Source organism: Methylotenera sp. 1P/1 (genome assembly GCF_000384355.1).
Taxonomy (GTDB): domain Bacteria; phylum Pseudomonadota; class Gammaproteobacteria; order Burkholderiales; family Methylophilaceae; genus Methylophilus.
In genome coordinates, this window is the sequence record NZ_ARWC01000001.1 from 2,524,360 (window position 1) to 2,544,155 (window position 19,796).

The 19,796-nt window shown below is 48.8% G+C and carries 24 protein-coding genes; 20 read left to right on the forward strand and 4 right to left on the reverse strand.

Annotated elements, in window-relative coordinates; all coding sequences use genetic code 11:
• Positions 1-12: 12 nt before the first annotated feature.
• From A3Q3_RS13960 to A3Q3_RS0112270, 5 genes are all read left to right on the forward strand, one after another.
• Positions 13-969 (forward strand): lytic transglycosylase domain-containing protein, encoded by a 957-nt coding sequence (locus A3Q3_RS13960; RefSeq protein ID WP_232418426.1) that lies wholly within the window; start codon positions 13-15, stop codon positions 967-969.
• Positions 966-1,517, forward strand: a complete 552-nt coding sequence (locus A3Q3_RS0112255; protein ID WP_020183884.1) for a hypothetical protein — start codon at positions 966-968, stop codon at positions 1,515-1,517. Before A3Q3_RS13960 ends, A3Q3_RS0112255 begins: the two co-directional genes overlap by 4 nt.
• 18 nt (positions 1,518-1,535) lie before the next feature.
• Positions 1,536-1,955, forward strand: a complete 420-nt coding sequence (locus A3Q3_RS0112260; protein ID WP_020183885.1) for a secondary thiamine-phosphate synthase enzyme YjbQ — start codon at positions 1,536-1,538, stop codon at positions 1,953-1,955.
• Between the two features lie 9 nt (positions 1,956-1,964).
• The gene (locus A3Q3_RS0112265) at positions 1,965-2,351 is read left to right on the forward strand and encodes a DUF4157 domain-containing protein (RefSeq protein ID WP_033424964.1); all 387 of its coding nucleotides are present in this window, start codon (positions 1,965-1,967) and stop codon (positions 2,349-2,351) included.
• 160 nt (positions 2,352-2,511) lie between these two features.
• Entirely contained in the window at positions 2,512-2,802 is a 291-nt protein-coding gene (locus A3Q3_RS0112270) for a hypothetical protein (protein WP_020183887.1), read from the forward strand.
• Positions 2,803-2,979: 177 nt separating this feature from the next.
• Here the strand turns inward: A3Q3_RS0112270 and A3Q3_RS0112275 are convergent, their stop codons facing one another.
• Positions 2,980-4,236 carry a murein hydrolase activator EnvC gene (locus A3Q3_RS0112275; protein WP_020183888.1) on the reverse strand — a complete coding sequence of 419 codons (1,257 nt, stop codon included), beginning with the start codon at positions 4,234-4,236 and terminating at the stop codon, positions 2,980-2,982.
• A gap of 49 nt (positions 4,237-4,285) precedes the next feature.
• The gene (gpmI, locus tag A3Q3_RS0112280) at positions 4,286-5,830 is read right to left on the reverse strand and encodes a 2,3-bisphosphoglycerate-independent phosphoglycerate mutase (protein WP_020183889.1); all 1,545 of its coding nucleotides are present in this window, start codon (positions 5,828-5,830) and stop codon (positions 4,286-4,288) included.
• 147 nt (positions 5,831-5,977) lie between these two features.
• Here gpmI and A3Q3_RS0112285 point away from each other — a divergent pair, with 147 nt between their 5' ends.
• The 5 genes from A3Q3_RS0112285 to A3Q3_RS0112305 all read left to right on the forward strand — a co-directional run bounded on the left by A3Q3_RS0112285 (position 5,978) and on the right by A3Q3_RS0112305 (position 8,799).
• Positions 5,978-6,394 (forward strand): rhodanese-like domain-containing protein, encoded by a 417-nt coding sequence (locus tag A3Q3_RS0112285; protein ID WP_020183890.1) that lies wholly within the window; start codon positions 5,978-5,980, stop codon positions 6,392-6,394.
• A 23-nt stretch (positions 6,395-6,417) separates the two neighbouring features.
• Positions 6,418-6,675, forward strand: coding sequence for a glutaredoxin 3 (gene grxC, locus A3Q3_RS0112290; RefSeq protein WP_020183891.1), 258 nt, complete (start codon positions 6,418-6,420; stop codon positions 6,673-6,675).
• Between the two features lie 92 nt (positions 6,676-6,767).
• Entirely contained in the window at positions 6,768-7,244 is a 477-nt protein-coding gene (gene secB, locus A3Q3_RS0112295) for a protein-export chaperone SecB (RefSeq protein WP_020183892.1), read from the forward strand.
• Complete coding sequence (locus tag A3Q3_RS0112300) at positions 7,228-7,698, forward strand: SH3 domain-containing protein (RefSeq protein WP_020183893.1); 471 nt, start codon at positions 7,228-7,230, stop codon at positions 7,696-7,698. The genes secB and A3Q3_RS0112300 overlap by 17 nt, the downstream gene beginning before the upstream one ends.
• Positions 7,699-7,806: 108 nt before the next feature.
• Entirely contained in the window at positions 7,807-8,799 is a 993-nt protein-coding gene (locus tag A3Q3_RS0112305) for an NAD(P)H-dependent glycerol-3-phosphate dehydrogenase (RefSeq protein WP_020183894.1), read from the forward strand.
• 20 nt (positions 8,800-8,819) lie between these two features.
• Here A3Q3_RS0112305 and A3Q3_RS14200 read toward each other — a convergent pair whose 3' ends face one another.
• Complete coding sequence (locus A3Q3_RS14200) at positions 8,820-9,284, reverse strand: hypothetical protein (RefSeq protein ID WP_020183895.1); 465 nt, start codon at positions 9,282-9,284, stop codon at positions 8,820-8,822.
• Positions 9,285-9,336: 52 nt separating this feature from the next.
• Complete coding sequence (gene trmL / locus A3Q3_RS0112315) at positions 9,337-9,801, reverse strand: tRNA (uridine(34)/cytosine(34)/5-carboxymethylaminomethyluridine(34)-2'-O)-methyltransferase TrmL (RefSeq protein WP_020183896.1); 465 nt, start codon at positions 9,799-9,801, stop codon at positions 9,337-9,339.
• A 79-nt stretch (positions 9,802-9,880) separates the two neighbouring features.
• Between trmL and A3Q3_RS0112320 the strand changes: the two genes are divergently transcribed.
• From A3Q3_RS0112320 to A3Q3_RS14205, 10 genes are all read left to right on the forward strand, one after another.
• Positions 9,881-11,599, forward strand: coding sequence for a GspE/PulE family protein (locus A3Q3_RS0112320; RefSeq protein WP_020183897.1), 1,719 nt, complete (start codon positions 9,881-9,883; stop codon positions 11,597-11,599).
• 5 nt (positions 11,600-11,604) lie between these two features.
• Positions 11,605-12,831 carry a type II secretion system F family protein gene (locus tag A3Q3_RS0112325; RefSeq protein ID WP_020183898.1) on the forward strand — a complete coding sequence of 409 codons (1,227 nt, stop codon included), beginning with the start codon at positions 11,605-11,607 and terminating at the stop codon, positions 12,829-12,831.
• A gap of 1 nt (position 12,832) precedes the next feature.
• A complete protein-coding gene (locus A3Q3_RS0112330) occupies positions 12,833-13,120 on the forward strand; it encodes a hypothetical protein (protein ID WP_033424966.1) in 288 nt (95 codons plus the stop codon).
• Between the two features lie 61 nt (positions 13,121-13,181).
• Complete coding sequence (locus A3Q3_RS0112335; protein WP_020183900.1) at positions 13,182-13,727, forward strand: type II secretion system protein; 546 nt, start codon at positions 13,182-13,184, stop codon at positions 13,725-13,727.
• A 60-nt stretch (positions 13,728-13,787) separates the two neighbouring features.
• On the forward strand, positions 13,788-14,234 hold the full coding sequence (locus tag A3Q3_RS0112340; RefSeq protein WP_020183901.1) for a prepilin-type N-terminal cleavage/methylation domain-containing protein: 447 nt from the start codon (positions 13,788-13,790) through the stop codon (positions 14,232-14,234).
• Between the two features lie 21 nt (positions 14,235-14,255).
• Positions 14,256-14,726, forward strand: coding sequence for a Tfp pilus assembly protein FimT/FimU (locus tag A3Q3_RS0112345; RefSeq protein ID WP_020183902.1), 471 nt, complete (start codon positions 14,256-14,258; stop codon positions 14,724-14,726).
• Positions 14,716-15,324 carry a prepilin-type N-terminal cleavage/methylation domain-containing protein gene (locus A3Q3_RS0112350; protein ID WP_020183903.1) on the forward strand — a complete coding sequence of 203 codons (609 nt, stop codon included), beginning with the start codon at positions 14,716-14,718 and terminating at the stop codon, positions 15,322-15,324. Before A3Q3_RS0112345 ends, A3Q3_RS0112350 begins: the two co-directional genes overlap by 11 nt.
• Entirely contained in the window at positions 15,308-16,138 is an 831-nt protein-coding gene (locus A3Q3_RS0112355) for a type II secretion system protein (protein ID WP_020183904.1), read from the forward strand. The genes A3Q3_RS0112350 and A3Q3_RS0112355 overlap by 17 nt, the downstream gene beginning before the upstream one ends.
• Positions 16,135-16,695 (forward strand): hypothetical protein, encoded by a 561-nt coding sequence (locus A3Q3_RS0112360; RefSeq protein ID WP_020183905.1) that lies wholly within the window; start codon positions 16,135-16,137, stop codon positions 16,693-16,695. The genes A3Q3_RS0112355 and A3Q3_RS0112360 overlap by 4 nt, the downstream gene beginning before the upstream one ends.
• 106 nt (positions 16,696-16,801) lie before the next feature.
• Positions 16,802-19,786: a DUF6701 domain-containing protein gene (locus A3Q3_RS14205; RefSeq protein ID WP_020183906.1), complete on the forward strand. Its 2,985-nt coding sequence runs from the start codon at positions 16,802-16,804 to the stop codon at positions 19,784-19,786.
• Positions 19,787-19,796 lie beyond the last annotated feature (10 nt).

Below are 19,796 nucleotides of genomic sequence, written 5' to 3' on the forward strand. Positions count from 1 at the left end.
ACGCACGCGCATATGATGAATACGAAGGGCTATATCACCTCTATTTTATTGGCTGTGGGATGTGCCAGCGCACCGGCGTGGGCATTTACTTCTAGCCAGCTGGAAACATTCGATAATGAGCCGCCGCTGGTGCGCGGTATGCTAGAGCGCGCCAGTTTATTGTTAGATGAGGACGAAGAAGAGGCTGCCTGGAAAGCGGCCGATTTGTATTGTCAGGCTTCACGCTATGGTAGTGCAGAAGGCGCATACCGCTTAGGTATGTTGTACGCAGTGGGGCGTGGTGTGGCAGCAAACCGTGATTATGCCGCCAATTTGTTTGGCATTGCCTCGGCGCATGGCCATGCAGAAGCACAAAAAATGCTGGAAACCGTGGCGTTGACCACGCAACAAGCGCCTGCATGCGTACTGAGTGAAGTTTCCCCAGAAAAATCACCAGATACAACTGCACCGCGACAATCTGCAGCGATTGATGCCTACATTGCTACATTGCCCAAGCATAAACGCTGGGTGGTGGAGTTGGCAGACAAAATTGCCAGTTGGCATCAGGTAGATAGCAAACTGGTGCTGTCTATCATTACGGCAGAATCAAACTTTACCATTGCCGCACAATCCAACAAGGATGCACAGGGGCTCATGCAATTGATTCCGGCGACTGCAGAACGCTTTAATGTAAAAAATGCTTATAACGCTAGCCAAAATATTAAAGGTGGTGTGAAATATTTGCGTTGGCTGTTGTCTTATTTTAGGGGGGATGTGGCCTTAGCCGTGGCCGCCTATAATGCAGGAGAGCGTACCGTTGATCGCTACCATGGCATCCCGCCTTATAAAGAAACGAAAGCCTATGTGAAAAAAGTCATGGGCTTGTACCAGTCGCCGTACCACGTGTTTGATGCCAGTATTACAGCGCCATCGCCGATCATCAGCACATTAAAAACACAGTCCAAAGCAAAGAAAGCGAGAGTGTTATGAAGCAACTATTATCGATTTTGATGGCTACATCCGTACTCTTGATGCTGGCGGGTTGTGCCACTACAGGTAACAGCCCGACACAAGCTGAAGTAGAACGTATTTCGCCGGAGGAGTTGGAGAAGTTGATCCCACCGGCCGTTGCCACTGTAAGTTTGGAAGAGTTGGTGGCCGATGCCAAACAGGGGAAAACGCCGGATGAGATTATCGAAAAAATTAAGGCCAGCAATTCGCGCTATGACCTCACGCCCGCGCAAAGTCTAGATTTGAACAAACGGGGCTTGGATATTAAAGTGTTAGAATATATTCATCAATCCAACGAGCTTGCACGCCAAAATGCGTTGGCAGATGAAATCAATAAGCGTGAACAAGCGCGTAGGCTGAGCGAGAAAAAGTTGAAACGTGAACGCGACCTTGCACAGATGCGTGGGTATGATCCCTATTGGGGCTTTTATTATGGCAGACCTTGGTATGGTGGACCGTTCGGGTATTCTCCGTTTGGCTACCGCTATGGACCAAGATTCGGCTGGGGTATGGGTTATGGTTGGTAAGTCATTGTTTGGAGTCACATGCGTCAAAGTACAGAAACACTGGTAGTCAAAGCACAAGGCCGTCGCTTATACGATATCACACCGCAAGTCATGCAATGGGCGAATGCGCAAGGATTACAAACCGGATTGTTGACGCTGTATATTCAACATACGTCGGCCAGCCTGCTGATTAATGAAAATTACGACAGCGATGTACTGGTCGATATGGAAGCATTTTTTAATCGGCTAGTGCCAGATGGTGACGAGCTATTTATCCATACGGTGGAAGGCCCTGACGACATGCCTGCGCATGTGCGCACAGCGCTCACGCAAACCAGTCTATCTATCCCGCTATTAGAAGGCAAAGTGGCATTGGGGCAATGGCAGGGTATTTTTTTGTTTGAACACCGGCATATGCCAGCGACACGACGCGTGTTGATGCATGTGATTGGTGCGTAGCGTTTCTACGTGTTAAATAGTTGGGTAAGTGGGGTGCGACAGCAAGGGCGTCCGCTGACGGTTAGTGAGCGTGATACGTTTAAACCCTATTTTTCTAGTGTGGTGATTGAACAAGCGCGCATCATTGAAGGCGCCGTGCCAATGTGGCTAAGTCGGCGTATGTGTGCGGTGGTGTTGCAACATCGTATTTTTTTCAGGGCTGGCGTGTATCAGCCTAATACTAGGCAGGGTACAGAACTGCTGGGGCATGAGTTGGTGCATGTATCGCAGTTTTTACATGGCATGACGTTATTGAAGTACCTTTGGTCCTGTCGGCGTGGTTATCGACATAGTGTCTACGAGCTAGAAGCTTATGCAAAAGGCGCGATGATAGCGCGAGATGTAGGAGCAATCTGACTTAAATTTAGAGAGTTCACCTACTGTTTTTGTGTGGTGCGCAATGTAGGATTGTTGATACTAATCACAATATCGTGGTATTGTGTTAGAAACATTGGCTAAGTCTTTGTATATAAATAGTATATAAATAAATATTTGCAATTATTTTTTTGGAGGGTATATGAAATTTACATCATCAGTTTTGGTTTCTGCATTATTGGCAAGCTTGTTATTAACTGCTTGTGGTGAGAAGGCGGAAGAAGCACCAGCGGCACCTGCTGCTGAGGCGGCACCGGCAGCTGCAGCGCCAGAAGCGGCTCCAGCAGCGCCTGTGGCAGGTGGTTACGAGCCAACAGCAGAAGAGCGCGTACCAGGCATCACATTAACTGCAGAAGAGTTGGCAGGTGCAGCACCAGCAGAAGCACCGGCTGCGGAAGCGGCACCAGCAGAGGCCCCAGCAGAAGGTAGCTAAGTATTAGCTTGCTACAGTCTCACTGAGCTATAGTCTTATTTAGCAATATATCCACTTAATCGTCTCACTTAATCGTATTAAGTGGATATCGGTAATAAAAAAGCGCACTTGCAGTGCGCTTTTTTTATGTGGGCTTTACTCAGTATGCATCGCACAACACCCATGCACTATTATCTACTAGCGCACATTGCTCCAACTCAACGGGTCAAACGGTACGCTGTTTCTGCGCAGCTCATAATACAGTCCATTGCTTTCATTGCCACCACTATTGCCTACTGCCGCAATCGTGTCACCACCGCTGACTTTCTCCCCCACGTTTTTGAGCAAGGCTTGATTATTGCCGTATAAACTCATATAGCCGCTGCCGTGATCCACAATGATTAAATTGCCAAAACCACGCATCCAATCTGCAAACACAATGCGGCCACTAGCAATTGATTTCACTTCATTGCCTTCATTGGCACGAATAAATAGGCCTTTCCAGCTCACACCGGTGTCAGAGCGTACCGCGCCAAAACGATTGCTTACTTCGCCGCGTACAGGCAACCGCAATTTTCCGCGCAAGCTGGGAAAGTGCACACCATCCACATCATTGTCCGGCAAGGTCTCGTTACGTGCGATGGTTTGATTTTCTGCTGCTGGTTGCGTTGTATTAGATGGCGTTGTGTTGGGTCGACCAGAAGCTTTTTTTGCGGATTTTGCTTTGGCTTTTTGCTGGGCGAGTTGTTTTTTCTTTTGTGCAGCCGCAAGTTTTGCTAACCGCTCAACTAGGTTGGACAGATTTTTCTCATCGCGTTTGAGCTTGCTGATTTCACTGCGCTGCGCTGCGATTTTTTGTGAGAGTGATTGGACAACTTTGGCTTTTTCTTGCTTTTGTTGTAGTAACGCTTTCTTTTCTTCTTCCTGTTTTTGTTTGAGTGCTGCCACTTCATTCAACTTTGCCGCAGTTTCATCATTCAGGCTTTCTACTTTACGCAAATTGCCCTGCATCTCATTAATTAACTGGCTGCGTGCCTTGGCAATATAGGCAAAGTATTTCAAATCACGTGCGATTGCATTGGGGTCTTTGTTTTCCAACATCAGTTGCGTATAGCTTTGGTTGCCATGTAAATATTGTTGATATAGTTGTTGGCTTAACTGCTGTTGTTGGTCAGAGAGCGCGTCATTGATGCGCAGCGATTGCTGCTTGAGTTGTGTGAGTGTGACACTATTCTGTTTTTGCTTGAGACTGATTTCGTGTAATTTTTTTTGCGCTTTGCTAATGGCGGTTTCTGATGCTTTGAGCGCGTCCGCCGCATCTTTATGCGCATCGGTAGACGCGTCTAATTCTTTCTTAAGCGACTCGATTTTTTCATGCACATCTTTTAAATCATCTTTGGCAGCATCTGCTTTCTTGGCTGCCAACACAGAGTGCGCAGCTAACAAACCAAGCATAAGCCAAGCACATCGCCAAAACACTTTTTTTAGTATCATCAACGGTGCTTCAACTACCGAAATGCACTAAACTTTTGCCTGTCATTTCTTTGGGCTGAGGTATCCCCATTAACTGCAGCAGGGTAGGGGCAATATCCGAGAGAGCGCCCGTGTTTTGTAGCGTGGCCGGTCTACCCACGTAAATAAACGGTACCAAATTGGTAGTGTGCTGTGTGTGCGCCTGATCACTGCCTGGGTCATACATCATTTCTGCATTGCCATGGTCTGCGGTAATAATCACTTCCGCACCTGTAGCTTGTGCAGCAGCTACAACACGCCCTAAGCACGTGTCTAATGTTTCCACTGCCTGAATCGCCGCTTGCAGGTTGCCAGTGTGGCCGACCATATCGCCATTGGCGTAATTGCAAATCACGGCTTGGTAATGTTTAGATAAAATGGCTTCCACCAATTTATCGGTCACTTCTGGCGCGCTCATTTCCGGCTGTAAATCATATGTGGCCACTTTAGGGGATGGCACCATAATGCGGTCTTCGCCAGCAAACACCGTTTCTTCTCCACCATTAAAGAAAAAAGTCACGTGTGGATATTTCTCGGTTTCGGCAATGCGTAATTGGTTAAGTCCAAGTTGAGACACATATTCGCCAAAGGTATTCGGTACGCTAAATGGTGCAAATACGGGCAGTGCTTTGGTTTGATTTTGATCGTACTGTGTCAGCGTGAAATAGTAAGATAAAGCAGGCACACGACCACGCTCAAAACCATTGAAAGCCGGGTTAAGTAGCGCGTCGGTCATTTGGCGCGCGCGGTCACTTCTAAAGTTCATATAGATCACGGCATCGCCATCCTCCATAGTGATGGCTGGGCTGCCTGCATCGTGAATCGCTGTACATTTAACGAACTCATCTGACTCATTACGTGCATAAGCTTGTTCTAATGCCGCGGTCGCCGTGGGCGCCACGAATTCCGCCACACCATCTACTAACATATGGTAAGCAGGCGCGACACGCTCCCAGCGCTTATCCCTATCCATGCTATAAAAGCGACCACTGACAGAGGCGACTTTGCCAACACCGATAGACTGAATGTGAGCCTCCAGCGCCGTGATATAAGGCTTAGCACTAATCGGCGGTGTATCACGGCCATCTAAGAATGTGTGTACATATACTTTTTGCAGGCCTTGCTGTGCTGCCATGGTCAGCATGGCGTGAATATGCGATTGGTGGCTATGCACACCGCCATCGGATAATAAGCCAAAAATATGTAAGGCTTTATTGCTGGCTTTGAGCGTTTGAATGGCATTGACGAGCGCTGGAATTTGATAAAACTCACCGCTACTGATGCTGTTATTGATGCGCTCGAAATCTTGAAATACGATACGCCCCGCACCAATGTTCAAGTGCCCGACTTCTGAGTTGCCCATCTGTCCATCCGGTAGTCCGACATAATGCTCGGAAGCATTAATCAAGGTGTTCGGGTAAGTCTTTTTCAGCGCGTCCAAATGTGGCGTGTTGGCTTGTGCAACAGCATTGTTTTCCCATTGGGTGCTGTACCCAAAGCCATCTAAAATTAATAGAATTACAGGAGTGGTTTGCATGCGGTAATCTCGTCTGTTTCAGGTTATTTCCATTATAATGGTTAGCTGTGCTTAACGCATACTATCCGGCTAGGATTGCGCAATTTTCCTTGAAAATCTGCAGTGCCGTCACCATATTGAAATCAATCACACATTAAAGGATACGCGTTGGAATTTATTAAAGAAAATGCCTTGCTCATTGGCTTGGCGATTGGTTCTGGCCTGACATTGTTATGGCCTATGCTCAACCGTGGAGCAGCCGGTGTGCCCAATATCTCACCAACCGAAGCCGTGATGTTGATGAGTCGCTCCAAACCGTTGGTGTTGGATGTGCGCGATGCGGCAGAGTTTGAAGCTGGTCATATCCAAGGTGCTAAGCATATTCCGCTGGCTGAGTTGCCTAATCGCCTGAAAGAAATTGAAAAATTCAAACAAAAACCAGTGCTGGTGCATTGCCAAAAAGGTATGCGTGCTAAAACAGCATGTACCATTCTGCGTGCGCAAGAATTCACGCAGTTGCATCAATTGCAAGGTGGCTTGGCTGCATGGCAAGAGGCCAAATTGCCCATCGTTAAAACGGCTTAGTTTATTGGATATCGGAATCAGGTATGTCTAAAGTACGCATGTACACCAGCGCAGTTTGCCCATATTGCATCAATGCAGAACGCTTGTTGCGCAATAAGGGCGTCAACGAGATTGAGAAAATTCGTGTAGATTTACAGCCGGAACTTAGGCAGGAAATGATGGAGAAAACAGGCCGTCGTACTGTACCGCAAATCTACATTGATGAGCGCCATATTGGCGGCTTTGATGATTTGCGAGCTTTGGATTTGGCAGGCGAGTTAGACCCATTATTGACGGTGTAAATTTTAATAGTTTTGTCATGGATTAAACGTTAAAATACGGCACACTTTTTATCAACAAACAGCAGTAAAGAATTTAACTTCAGGGATTTAACATGGCAAAAGAAGATAACGCAAACCAAGCCGCAGTGAATGAACAACCAGCGTTTGGTATTGAAAAACTATATATTAAAGATGCTTCTATCGAAGTGCCTAATGCCCCACAGATTTTTACCGATCGCACACCACCGCAAGTGAGCGTTGAGTTGGCCAATGCCGCACAAAAGCTAGAAGAAGGCATTTTTGATGTGTCAATTAAAGTCACTGTGACCGCAAAAGTTGGTGACAAAACTGCATTCTTGGTAGAAGTGGCGCAAGCAGGTATTTTTGTCATTCGCAATATGCCAGAAGAAAATCTGGAGCCAGTGTTGGCTGTAGCATGCCCAAATATCTTGTTCCCATATGCCCGTGAAGCTGTGTCAGACATGGTGACACGTGCAGGTTTTGCGCCAGTATTGCTCAACCCAATTAATTTTGAAGCATTGTATATGCAGCAAAAGCAAGCGGCTGAAACTGGTGCGCAACTCAACTAAATACGTGCGTTCTGCGCTTTACATTGGCTTTGCTGCGTTAGGGCTATTGCTCGCTGTTCAGGTGCAAGCGCTGGAGTTCCGTTCAGTGGCTATCAGCAAAGCGGTGTTGTACGATGCGCCTTCTACCGAGGCCAAAAAGCTCTATCTGATTGGCAGTGGTTACCCGGTCGAAGTGATTGTGAATTTGGGTGAGTGGATTAAAATCCGCGATCACTTTGGCACGCTCAGTTGGGTGCAAGGCAAACAGTTGAGCGCTAAACGTACCGCATTGATTGTGGGCGAACAAGCGGAACTTAAACAAGCGGATGAAGACGGCGCGCCGCTAGTGGCCACGTTGGAAAAAGATGTAGTCGTAGAGATTATTACAGCGTCCACAAAAAGTGGCTGGATCAAAGTAAAACACCGCGATGGTCTCTCTGGTTTTGTGCGCACTACCGCCGTGTGGGGCAATTAATCTTTTAGCAGGTATGCGCAATCAATTAAGTACGTGCGCGGACATAGCACTACAGTCTTTACGTATAGTCGACATTAACAATAACGATGAATAGCAGGGGTTTCAATCATGGCTAAAGTGGCGGTGCTTGGTGCAGGCGCTTGGGGTACCGCGCTGGCGATGCATATCAGTCAGCAACATGATGTTGCGCTGTGGGCACGTAATAGCGGCCACGTTTCCGGCATGCGTAAAGCACGCGCCAATCCGCTTTATCTGGGCGATTTCACTTTTAATGACCGCTTGCAAGTGGAAGATGACTTGGCTACGGCCATTCAACATGCCGATATCGTGTTATCAGTGGTACCTACCGCCGGTTTTCGTCCGATACTTAAAGCGCTGGCCGATTTACATGCCACCCAACCGATTATTTGGGCACACAAGGGCTTGGAACCAGAAACTGCCAAACTCCCATTCGAGGTGGCACAAGAAGAGTTGGGTCATGACCGCCATTGGGGTGCACTCTCTGGCCCCAGCTTTGCTGCGGAATTGGTACGCGGTTTACCTACGGCTGTCACGCTGGCCGCCAACAATGCAGACTTTGCGCAACACGCGGCCAATCTGATTCATGGTGGCTGTTTGCGTGTATATAACAGCACCGATGTCGTTGGCGTGTCGGTGGGTGGTGCCATCAAAAACGTGATGGCGATTGCTGCCGGTATTTCCGACGGCATGGGGTTTGGCAACAATGCACGTGCCGCAATGATTACACGCGGGTTGGCCGAAATTACACGGTTTGGTATTGCACTAGGTGCAAAAGCCGAAACCTTTATGGGGTTGGCAGGCGCGGGCGATTTAATTCTGACTTGTACCGGACAGTACTCCAGAAACCGCGAAGTCGGTTTGCAATTGGCCACAGGCAAGCCGTTAGAGGATATCTTAAAAGGATTGGGTCATGTTGCGGAAGGCGTGAATACCGCACGCGAAGTGATGCGCAGAGCTGATTTAATTAAGGTGGATATGCCCATTACTTATGAAGTGAATCAAGCACTTACGCACGGTAAGTCGGCGCGTGATGCCGTGATGGATTTGCTGGGCCGCGAGCAAAAACCAGAGGGCATTTAAGGTTAGGCAGGGCTGCGTAACTAAATGCCGTGACTATAGCTTTTGGTAGAGCCTTTTAAAAAGTGGTTGATGGAGGCTTTTCTGCGGTCTTTGCGGATGCGTTTATCTGCATAAATCTTGGCATTCATCACTGCATCTGCGGAACGATCGCGGCGATCTTCACCAGAACGACGGTCATCAAATCGCAAAAATTTACAGTTACATTGCGCAACGTTGCATTCTGCCAAAGGCAATCTTGGCGCATCGTTGACCAAAATAGGTTTGGCTTGGTACATGTGCACTTGCTGGCACGCTTGTTGGCCAATTTCAATTTTCACACAACGGTAGCTCGGCTTTGCGAGCGAGGCTTCTGAAGCTTCAAGCATTTCGTTGAGGCGACGCTCAGCACTACGCATGGTGTGCCAATAATAGGCCACGCACAGTACAAATCCCCCAAGAATGATGACTTCGATCATATGTTGATGTGTAATAGCAAAAAGGCTCATAACATTAGCGAGATTTTTGAAAAAAATCAATGACTTTGCATCGTTTTAACAATTATTGACCATGGACAAAATCAATCTGCCGCCATGCCTCATACAGCAAAATGGCGGCGGAGTTAGATAGATTCAGGCTACGGCTATCGGGCAGCATCGGTAGGCGTACACGGTGCTCCGCTAAAAACTCATCTCTAATTTCCTGTGGCAATCCGCGTGTTTCCGGGCCAAATACAAACACATCGCCTGCTTTAAATTGCAGATTGGTATGGCGCGTACTGCCTTTGGTGGTGAGTGCAAACATGCGTTTACCAGCCAGTGCCGCTTTGCATGCAGCCCAGTCTTCGTGCACCTGTAAACTGGCGTATTCGTGATAATCCAAGCCAGCGCGCTTGAGCTGTTTGTCTTCCAAACTAAACCCTAATGGTTTGACCAAATGTAGTTGTGCGCCGGTATTGGCACATAGGCGGATGATATTGCCTGTATTGGGTGGAATTTCCGGCTCATAAAGCACAATATCAAACACATTCAGCCCTTTGTTCTTGAAATTAAGATGGTAGTGAGAGCGCTATGATAATTCAGAGTGAACAATTATTGGGTGGATTATGGCGCGTCCGGAAAAAATTAGATTAGGCGAAATTCTGATACAACAGAATTTGTTGTCGCCTGAGCAGCTGGAACTTGCGCTGGTCGAGCAAAAACGTACTGGGCGTAAACTAGGTCGCGTATTTATAGACAGCGGCTTTGTCACGGAAAAGCAAATTTCCGAGGCATTAGCACGCCAACTCAATATTCCCTTTATCGATTTAAATGATTTCAATGTGAAATCACACGAAGTACAGAAACTGCCTGAGGCGCAAGCGCGTCGGTTCCGAGCCATTGTGTTGGAAGACAGGGGCGGTACTTATTTTGTGGGGATGGCAGACCCCTCTGATTTATTTGCTTACGATGAACTGACCCGCGTACTCAAGCACGAAATTGAATTGGCTGTGGTGCAGGAAAGTATGTTGCTGCAGGTAATTGATCGCACTTATCGCTTGACCGATGAAATCAGCCATTTAGCCATGGAGCTGCAACAAGATCTAGGCGAGAACACCTTAGATTTTGTGAGCTTAGGCACAAGCAATAGCGCAGAAGAAGCGCCGGTTGTTAAGTTATTACAAACCATTTTTGATGATGCCGTACAAGTACGCGCATCGGATATCCATATCGAACCACAAGAAAACAAGCTACACATTCGTTTCCGTATCGATGGCGTGATGCATCTGCAGACACAATCGGATATGAAAATTGCGACCGCACTGGTGTTGCGGCTTAAGCTTATGTCTGGCCTAGATATCTCAGAGAAGCGCCTGCCACAAGATGGCCGTTTTGGCATCAAAGTGAAAGCCTTGCCTGTCGACATTCGTATTTCCACCATGCCCACGCAGTATGGCGAATCCGTAGTGATGCGGTTGTTGATTCAAAATGCAGGTAATTTTGCACTAGACAAACTGGGCATGCCAGCCGATATGTTGGCACGCTTTAGAAAATTGATTCATAGACCCAGCGGCATGGTGCTGGTGACTGGCCCGACCGGCAGCGGTAAAACCACAACCTTATATGCAGCGCTGAATGAGCTGAATTCACATGCCAATAAAATCATCACGGTAGAAGACCCGGTGGAATATCGGTTGCCTGGCATTAACCAAGTGCAAGTGAATGAAAAGATTGATTTGGATTTTCCGCGTGTATTGCGCACTACTTTACGTCAAGACCCGGACATTATTCTGGTGGGTGAGATGCGTGATGAAGCCACAGCACAAACTGGCTTGCGTGCTGCGATGACCGGCCACTTAGTGCTCTCTACTTTACATACCAATGATGCCATCACCGCGCCGGTGCGCCTGATTGACATGGGTGCGCCACGATTTATGGTGGCCATGTCTTTGTTGGGTGTAGTTGCCCAGCGCTTGGTGCGCATCGTGTGCGATCACTGTAAATCATCTTATGTGCCCACGCCGAATGAACAGCTTTGGTTAAAGCAAGAACTCAGTCATCAGGCGCTCGGCAATCAGACACAGGAGCAGTCCTTTGTGCATGGTAAAGGGTGTAGTCATTGTAATCAAACCGGCTATCAAGGGCGCGTGGGCGTGTATGAGTTGCTAGAGATGACCAATGAATTGGTGGAAGCCGCCAATCATCAGGATACCAACACGTTTATTCAGCAAGCGCGTGCACGCATGCAGGGGCAAACCTTACGTAGCCAGTCTATCCAGCTTGCATTGGATCAGCGTACTACCGTGGCTGAAATTATGCGTATTAATAATCAATTGGATGCCTAAACTAAATGCCAGCATACGCATATAAAGGACGGGATGCCAACGGCGCGCAAGTGAACGGCGTCATGGAGGCAACGGATACCAATTCGATGGTGAACCTGCTGCTGACCAGCAATATCACGCCGATTGATATTGTGGCCACCAACAATAAAACTGCCGCTCCAAAAACTGCAAAGCAGGGCTTGTTTCAAGAGAAAATTACTTCGCTAGACATCATGTTATTTAGCCGGCAAATGTACACCTTGTTGAAAGCTGGCATTCCCATTATGCAGGCTTTAGGTGGTTTGCAGGCCTCTACCAAAAACGCGCGTATGGCCGCTGTGGTGGGGGATTTAAGACAGAGTTTAGACGGTGGGCGCGAGTTGTCCGCAGCCATGACAGAACACCCAACCGTATTCAGCGGTTTTTACGTCAGCATGGTGCGTGTGGGGGAAACCACAGGCTTGCTGGACAATATTTTCTTACGGTTATTCAACCACTTAGAGTTTGAGCGCTTTATGCACGGCCAAATCAAAGCGGCGCTACGCTACCCCAGTTTTGTGGTGATGGCGATGGCCGTGGCGATTGTGGTGATTAATATTGTTGTCATTCCGGCATTTGCCAAAGTGTTTGACAGCATGCATGCCGAGCTACCATTACTGACACGCATGTTGCTAGGATTTTCTAATTTCATGTTGGCCTATTGGCCCATATTGATTGCAGCTAGCGTGGGCATCGCATTTCTATTCAAGCGCTATATCAGTACCACAACAGGTCGCTTTAAGTGGGACACCTTCAAACTCAATATCCCGATTGCTGGAAAAATTGTACAAAAAGGCACTATGGCACGTTTTGCCAGAAGCTTTGCGCTGGCCAGCAAAAGTGGGGTGCCCATTACCAACGCGCTAAAGTTAGTGGCGCAAACGGTCGATAACGAATATATCGCCAGCAAAGTGGACGGCATGCGCGCGGGTATTGAGCGCGGCGAGAGCATTTTGCGTACTGCGAATAATGCCGGGGTATTTAATCCCTTGGTGTTGCAGATGATTGCCGTGGGCGAGGAATCTGGTGCATTGGATGATCTGATGCAAGAAATTGCTGATATGTATCAACGCGATATGGAATACGAGATTAAAACCTTGGGCGCACAGATTGAGCCGATTTTGATCGTGTTCCTCGGCGTGATGGTACTGATACTGGCCTTGGGTATTTTCTTGCCGGTATGGGATTTAGGCAAAGTAGCCTTGCATAAATAGTATGCGGTTACCGAGTTATTTAATGCGTGATTCCTTGGTGGGTGTAGCACGCGGGGTGTATGTCGTCGCCGGTGTGTTGATGTGCATCGTGATGGGCTATCTGCTGGTGTATATCGCATCACTCAATGCGGATATAGCACAGGCCAATACACAGGCAGATTTAGAGCGGCAGTGCGCGCATGCGCTAGAAGCATGGGTACACCGACAGGTAGCACCGGGAGAGTTGACCCAGCCTGAGGCATTGGATGCAGTAAAGGATAAAGCTTGCAGAACGAAGTTAGTGCTGTAGGCAGCGTTTGATGATGGCTTTTGATGACTAAGACTTTTGATTATTAAGTGGAGTAGGTGAAATGAAAAAACTGAGTGGCTTTACCCTGATTGAATTGATTGTGGTGATTGTGATTTTGGCGACGTTGGCAGCGCTAGCACTACCTAGATTTACCAGCCTGCAGCGCGATGCCCGCATTGCCAAACTGAATGCGGCACGCGGCGCTGTGGCTACAGCCTCTGCTTTGACCCATGCTACGGTCATTGCCAAGAACAATATTGCTGACCCTGCTGCCTGCCCTGCGGGTGGCGGTACGGCCAATAACTTGAATGGCGCAGCGGGCACGCTGTGCACGGAAGCAGGCATTGTGCGCATGGTGTTCGGTTATCCGGATGTCACCGCCATTGGCACTGCTGGCTTACTTTCAGCCGCAGGTTTATCGGCCAGTTTTAACCCAAGCTTGGCTGAGTTGAATGCAGATGGTTACAACTATACCGCGACTGGTACAGCGGCCACCTTTCAGATTCAAGGTGCGACCACGCCAGCCAGTTGCCAGTTCACTTACACAGAGCCAGCTGCTGCCAATGCCGCGCCTGTGATTAGTGCGATTACGACGACAGGTTGCTAGGAATATCAATGTAGTGGATATGAGATGTTTAATGAAGTGTCATTTTTAAGGAGCAATATCATGAATAAGCAGTCAGGTTTTACGTTAGTGGAGTTAATTGTAGTGATTGTCGTATTGGGCATTTTGGCAGCGACTGCGTTGCCTAAATTTGTGAATGTGAGTAAAGAGGCTAGAGTCGCTTCAGTCAATGGTATCGCTGGCGCTCTCAGGTCATCGGTGGCTTTGGTGCAAGCTAAATATTATGCCTCTGGTGCTACTACTAGCCCAGTGACTATGGCTGACGGTGTAACCACTGTAGCCGTTGGAACTACCCCTACCACTGCAGGTATTCCAACAGGTGCATCAGCTGGTATTGGAAATGCATTGCAGTCTTTGGATGGATTTAGTCCTGATTACACTACAGCTACTGCAGTGACATTTAGTCCATCCAATGGTGGCGGCTCTGGATGTCAGGCTACTTATAACGGTAGTACTGGCTTAGTAACAGTGTCGACTGGTAATTGCTAGTTGTCACTTAGGTGAGAGCTTATGCACAGGTGTCATTATCAACATGGGTTTACCCTTGTTGAACTGATTGCTGTTATCACTATTGTCGGGATAGTGTCGGCGGTGGCTGGGCCAAAGTTTATCGGCAGTGCAACCTTTGAAACGCGTGGTGCGCAGGGTACATTGCTCGCGGCCTTGCGTTACGCCCAAAAAACGGCGGTGGCGCAGCGGCGATATGTATACCTTAACTTGAATACCACTACGCGTACATTATGTTTGGGGTATACCAGTAATTGCAGTAGCGCAGTCATTGATCCATCCACGCAAGTGGCGTATACCAAAGTGCTGCCGAGCACAGTTGCGCTCAGCACAACACAGGCGGCGTTGGCGTTTGATGGCTTAGGTCGACCTGTACCCAACGCGAGTGCAAGTTATAGCCTGCAAAATGCCACTGACTTGAGCGAGGCGCCGCGCAACATCGTGGTGGAAGCAGAGACCGGTTATGTCCGCTAATCTGCTCAAGTCAACAAGTCGTCAGTCTGGTGTCACGCTGATTGAGCTGATTGTATTTATTGTGATTGTCGGTGCCGCTTTGGCTGGCGTACTCAAAGTATTGCAAGTCACCAATCGCGATAGCGTAGACCCGTTGGTGCGTAAGCAAGCCTTATCCATTGCAGAATCTTTGCTGCTAGAAATTACCCAGCAACCGTTTACGTTGTGCGATCCGGATGATGCCAATGCTGCATCAGCGACTACGGTGGCGGATTGTACCAATTCGCAAGACAAAGGCGGTGGTGCATTGACCTCACCCACGCCTGCGGCAGAGAGCCGTTACAGTAGTGCAGACCCTTTTGATAATGTGGCCGATTATGGCGGTTTTGTCATGCCCGGCGGCGGTTGCGCGGGCATCTGCATACCGGGGGATAACACACCATTGGCAGGCCTCACTGGCTATGCGGCCAGTGTCAATATCGCACGCGCTGGCGGGGTAGCACCCTTTGCTGGTCTAGCTGCAGATGCTGTCCTTAAAATTACTGTCAATGTCACCGGCCCAGCCAATACGTTAGTGGCGCTAGTGGCTTACCGATTACGTTATGCGCCGACCATCTAAACCATACTTTGCTGCTGTAGCCAAAGGATTCACCATTGTCGAGATGATCGTGGTGATTACGGTAGTAGGCATTTTGGCAGCTGGTGCGGCCACGTTTATTCGTAACCCTACCCAAGCTTATTTTGATGTGGAAAATTACGCCAATCTGACCGACCGTGCAGATACGGCCCTGCGCCGTATGTCGCGTGAGATGCGCAATGCCTTGCCCAACAGCGTGCGCGCTACTACCAATGGCGCCGATAGTTTTATAGAGTTTATTCCAGTGACGGCTGCTGGACGTTACCGCGCAGAGGTTGGTACGAGTGCCAGTGATAATCCGCTGGATTTTAGTTTAAGCGCCGATAGCTTTGATGTATTGGGCACGCCGTTGCTGATTGCCGGTGGGCAGCAGTTGGTGATTTATAACTTAGGCGTGACGGGTGTAGATGCTTACGAAGGCACTAACCGGCGCGCACTGACCACTGCGGGCACACTTAGCACGCTCAGTTTCAGTGGGAATGCTTTTCCTCAGCCATCTCCTTCCAGCCGTTTTTATGTGGTGGCTACTGCCACTACGTTTGCTTGCGATATGACCAATCGTCGACTGATGATGTATAGCGGATACGCCATTCAAAGCGCGCAACCCGCAAGTATTGGCGCACTGAATGCATTGACAACCGGTCGTCAAATTGCGGCCAATGTGGCTAGTTGTCAGATGCGCTATATTCCGGGGGCGCTACAACGCAGCGGTATTGTGGTGATTTATTTAGGTCTGTCACAAGATACGGCCAGAGTGAATTTGATGCATCAAGTCAATGTGGTGAACTCGCCATGAAAAACATCAAGCCTGATTTAAGCACACCTATTGTTGTCGCACCTTGCCGTACAAGACGTACTGTCTTCGGTGCGCCGTCCCGCCTGCGCCTCAATCAGACTAGGCGGACAGCAAAATACGCACAAGGTTTTCTATTACCCGCTGCCATTTTCTTGGTGGTCATATTGGCTGCTTTGGGTGCATATGCAGTCAATATCAGCACTTTGCAGCAGGCAGGTTCCGCGCAAGATGTGCAAGGTGCGCGCGCTTATCAAATGGCAAGGGCAGGGGTGGAGTGGGCAGCTTTTCAAGTGCTGGCGCCGGGTACGGCCAATTTAGGTAATTGCCCGGCCAGCCCAACAGTATTGAATATGGAAGGGTTTGCTGTGAGTGTGACATGTACACGCTCGGCAGATTACTTTGAGCAAGGCGCCGACCATACCATTGCAATGTACGATATTGTGGCCACTGCAGATTTTGGTACTGTTGGAACCGCCGGTCATATTCAACGGCAAGTGATTATGACATTGAGCAAATGCCGCGGTACCGATGCCAGCCCGGCATACCAATGCGGCTAAGGCTGCGCAGCTGATTTACGGCATAAACCTCCCCTTGTTTCAGGCTTTAATCTACACCGCCTAGTAGCATAATTTCTCAATCTACCATGATTGGGACTATGAGACTTTGGAAGCAACGCGATTACAACAGTGGCTGAACAGGCGTGCCGGCGATGCGCATGCGGTGCAGCGTGCTGCCTGTTGGTTATTGCTGATGGTGCTATTTTGCGCCTATCAGCCTGCGTTAGCGGCTACCGTTGAATTCAATAGCACTGGCGGCACCTCTGCCACCAATGGTTTGCATTTCTATATCAATGAGAACACGCAGTTACAAGTGCGTCGCTTAAATAATACGGGGCAAGTGTATTCCCCCACCGTACTGCCAGCCAGCACCAATCTAGATAACGGGATTTTCTTGCGTGCAAACGGTAACATTTATGGGCCTGATCATAATGTCACCACCTTTGCTGCCACCGGTGGTATGTATAGCACGGCTACGATATCTGCTGTGTCTCCCCCAAACCCTTCTAGTGCTGGCGATCAGCAAATAGCCACTAGCAATTTTGGTATTACTTTAGGGCCACAAGTCAGTGTGGTTTGGAAATATACCAACCCCTATGATTTTATTACGGCAGAAGTCACCATCGTGATACCACTGCTATATGCAGTGAGTGCTTCCAACCCTGTGCGTTACTATCATGTGGTCGATACGTATCTGGGCGGGAGCGATAATGGTTGTGGTGTACGCTACACCGATAGCAATGGTAAACAGGTGGTGGGTACCTATCCACCGGCTTCTGGTACGACATGTCCTTCCAGTACTGCCATTCCAGCAGGCGTTAGCATTGTAGAATCGTTTCGTGAGCGCAGCGGTATGACGTTTTCTAATTATTGCGCCAACACTTGGAGCAGCTTTTGGGTCAACGGTGGTGTCAATTGTTCTATCTTGCAGGCGGCCAACCTAAGCAATGCTATCAGCTCCACTTATCAAGATACCGGTGTAGGGATTCAATACAACTTTACGGCACCAGGCACGTATACCTTTAGTTATGATTTTGTGGTGGGATCACCCGCTGTACCGCCTTACGATCATTTGGAGATTCGCCACCCCGGTAGCACCACTTTGTGCCCAACCAATGTCACCGTATTGGCCTGCACTTCCGCCACTGTGCCTTGCCCAGCGGCTAATATTGTCAGCTCCGGCAGCCTGTCTGGCAGTATTCGCGCTACGCCTGCCGCACCAACCATTAACGAAAATCCAGACCCATTTACCGTTGGTTCAGGCTCACCGATTACCACTGTCAGCTTGACCGGCACCGGTGCTGGCACTTTCACGTTGTCCAGTAACGGGCTCACTACAACTCCGCTCAATGGCACCAAATGCTGGAACACCAGTAACAACACAGCGAGCTGCGCATACACTATTAGCAATGTGGCATGCGTGAGTAATTTTGAGTGCTTGGAGACAGGTCTCACCTATCAAAATCTCAATAGCAGCCCATCCTCTCGCAATCCACTTTACACCGAAGTATCAGGCACTGGGTTTAAGTTTGATGTGGTGGCGCTGCAAAGTGATGGCTCGCAAGCCACAACCTATACCGCTAGCTCTGGTGTGACGGTAGAGCTGTTTGATGACAGCGTCACGCCGCAGCCTGCATGTAGTGCTTACAGTGGCGCCATTGCCAGCCAGAGCGTCACCTTCACCTCAGGCAATAGTGGCCGTATTACGGTGCCCTCCAATTTTGTCTTGAATAATGCCTATCGCAAATTACGCTGCCGCGTGCGCGATACCGGTGTTGCTGTGTCCGGCTGCTCTTCAGATCAGTTTGCAGTGCGCCCGTCTAGCTTTACCGTAACTGCCACCGGCAGTGCCGATGCAGATACCAACGGCGTGAGTACAACGGCGACACCACGCGTACGTGCAGGTGCCAATTTTAGCTTGACTGCAAACAGTGGTGTGGTGGGCTATAACGGCATACCACAAATCGATACTAGCAAAGTATCTGCACATACTGGTGCAGTACAAAATGGCACGGTTGCAGGTACTTTTAGTACAGTCAACGGCAATACAGGCACCGCCACCGGCAGCGCATTTACCTATAGCGAGGTCGGCTATTTTAGGTTGTCCCAGTATGGGGTATTTGATAATACGTTTACCTCGGTAGACTCAATAAATGGTGATTGCGCCACCGGCTTTAACAGCAGTGGCAGCAAAGTTGGCTGTAGCTTTGGTAATGCCGCCAACACATCTTATTTTGGACGGTTTATCCCAGATCATTTTGCTGTGACTTTGCCAGCAGCAACCCCTGCTTGTAGTGCAGTGTTTACGTATTTTGGACAAGATGGATTAAGCACAGCGTTTAGTTTGGCAGCACAAAGTGTGACCAATACCACCACGCAGAGTTACAACGGCACCTATGCAAAATTAGGTGTGAACAGTTGGTCAAACTTTAACTTTAGCGCAGCCACATTGCCATCTGGCAGTGCGCTGAGCGGTAGTGCTAACGCGCCTACTGGCACTTGGGCTAACGGCGTTGCTAGTGTAGTAGCCAAACATATTGTGGGCAGACCCACCGCTGCAACTGCACCAACCAATATCACCATCAGTGCTGCACCTATCGATGCTGATGGCGTGACCATGCCAGTCACGGCTGTGGCACCGGCTAGCCCATTCCGTTTTGGACGCTTATTTATAGCCAATAGCTATGGCTCTGAATTACTGCCCTTAACGGTGCCTGTGGAAGCGCAGTATTGGACTGGTTTGGCCTACCAGCGTAATCAAGATGATAGCTGTAGCGCTGTGCCGGCAACAGCTGTGGAAATGCGTGACTACCACGTCAATCTGAATGCATGTGAAACACAATTAAGTGTTAAAGATCCTTTCGACAAAGGTAAAGCTAATTTGCGTTTAAGTAAGCCCGGAGCTGGCAATAGTGGCAGTGTGTTGCTAAGAGTTAACCTTAATACAGCTAGTGGCCAGACATGTAACGGTGCTGCTGAAAGCCCTGCAGGCTCTGCGGCAACCCCTTGGTTTGGTAACGCCAACCCAACTGCCCGTGCCACCTTTGGTATTTATAAAAGCCCGGTCATTTATTTACGTGAGAATTTTTAGAGTTTGAAAA

Bases quoted from the DNA above. Each gene is read 5' to 3' on its own strand.
- A3Q3_RS13960 (WP_232418426.1), top strand. From the start codon at position 13: ATGATGAATACGAAGGGCTATATCACCTCTATTTTATTGGCTGTGGGA.
- A3Q3_RS0112255 (WP_020183884.1), top strand. From the start codon at position 966: ATGAAGCAACTATTATCGATTTTGATGGCTACATCCGTACTCTTGATG.
- A3Q3_RS0112260 (WP_020183885.1), top strand. From the start codon at position 1,536: ATGCGTCAAAGTACAGAAACACTGGTAGTCAAAGCACAAGGCCGTCGC.
- A3Q3_RS0112270 (WP_020183887.1), top strand. From the start codon at position 2,512: ATGAAATTTACATCATCAGTTTTGGTTTCTGCATTATTGGCAAGCTTG.
- A3Q3_RS0112275 (WP_020183888.1), bottom strand. From the start codon at position 4,236: ATGCTTGGTTTGTTAGCTGCGCACTCTGTGTTGGCAGCCAAGAAAGCA.
- gpmI (WP_020183889.1), bottom strand. From the start codon at position 5,830: ATGCAAACCACTCCTGTAATTCTATTAATTTTAGATGGCTTTGGGTAC.
- grxC (WP_020183891.1), top strand. From the start codon at position 6,418: ATGTCTAAAGTACGCATGTACACCAGCGCAGTTTGCCCATATTGCATC.
- secB (WP_020183892.1), top strand. From the start codon at position 6,768: ATGGCAAAAGAAGATAACGCAAACCAAGCCGCAGTGAATGAACAACCA.
- A3Q3_RS0112305 (WP_020183894.1), top strand. From the start codon at position 7,807: ATGGCTAAAGTGGCGGTGCTTGGTGCAGGCGCTTGGGGTACCGCGCTG.
- A3Q3_RS14200 (WP_020183895.1), bottom strand. From the start codon at position 9,284: ATGAGCCTTTTTGCTATTACACATCAACATATGATCGAAGTCATCATT.
- A3Q3_RS0112320 (WP_020183897.1), top strand. From the start codon at position 9,881: ATGGCGCGTCCGGAAAAAATTAGATTAGGCGAAATTCTGATACAACAG.
- A3Q3_RS0112325 (WP_020183898.1), top strand. From the start codon at position 11,605: ATGCCAGCATACGCATATAAAGGACGGGATGCCAACGGCGCGCAAGTG.
- A3Q3_RS0112330 (WP_033424966.1), top strand. From the start codon at position 12,833: ATGCGGTTACCGAGTTATTTAATGCGTGATTCCTTGGTGGGTGTAGCA.
- A3Q3_RS0112335 (WP_020183900.1), top strand. From the start codon at position 13,182: ATGAAAAAACTGAGTGGCTTTACCCTGATTGAATTGATTGTGGTGATT.
- A3Q3_RS0112340 (WP_020183901.1), top strand. From the start codon at position 13,788: ATGAATAAGCAGTCAGGTTTTACGTTAGTGGAGTTAATTGTAGTGATT.
- A3Q3_RS0112345 (WP_020183902.1), top strand. From the start codon at position 14,256: ATGCACAGGTGTCATTATCAACATGGGTTTACCCTTGTTGAACTGATT.
- A3Q3_RS0112350 (WP_020183903.1), top strand. From the start codon at position 14,716: ATGTCCGCTAATCTGCTCAAGTCAACAAGTCGTCAGTCTGGTGTCACG.
- A3Q3_RS0112355 (WP_020183904.1), top strand. From the start codon at position 15,308: ATGCGCCGACCATCTAAACCATACTTTGCTGCTGTAGCCAAAGGATTC.
- A3Q3_RS0112360 (WP_020183905.1), top strand. From the start codon at position 16,135: ATGAAAAACATCAAGCCTGATTTAAGCACACCTATTGTTGTCGCACCT.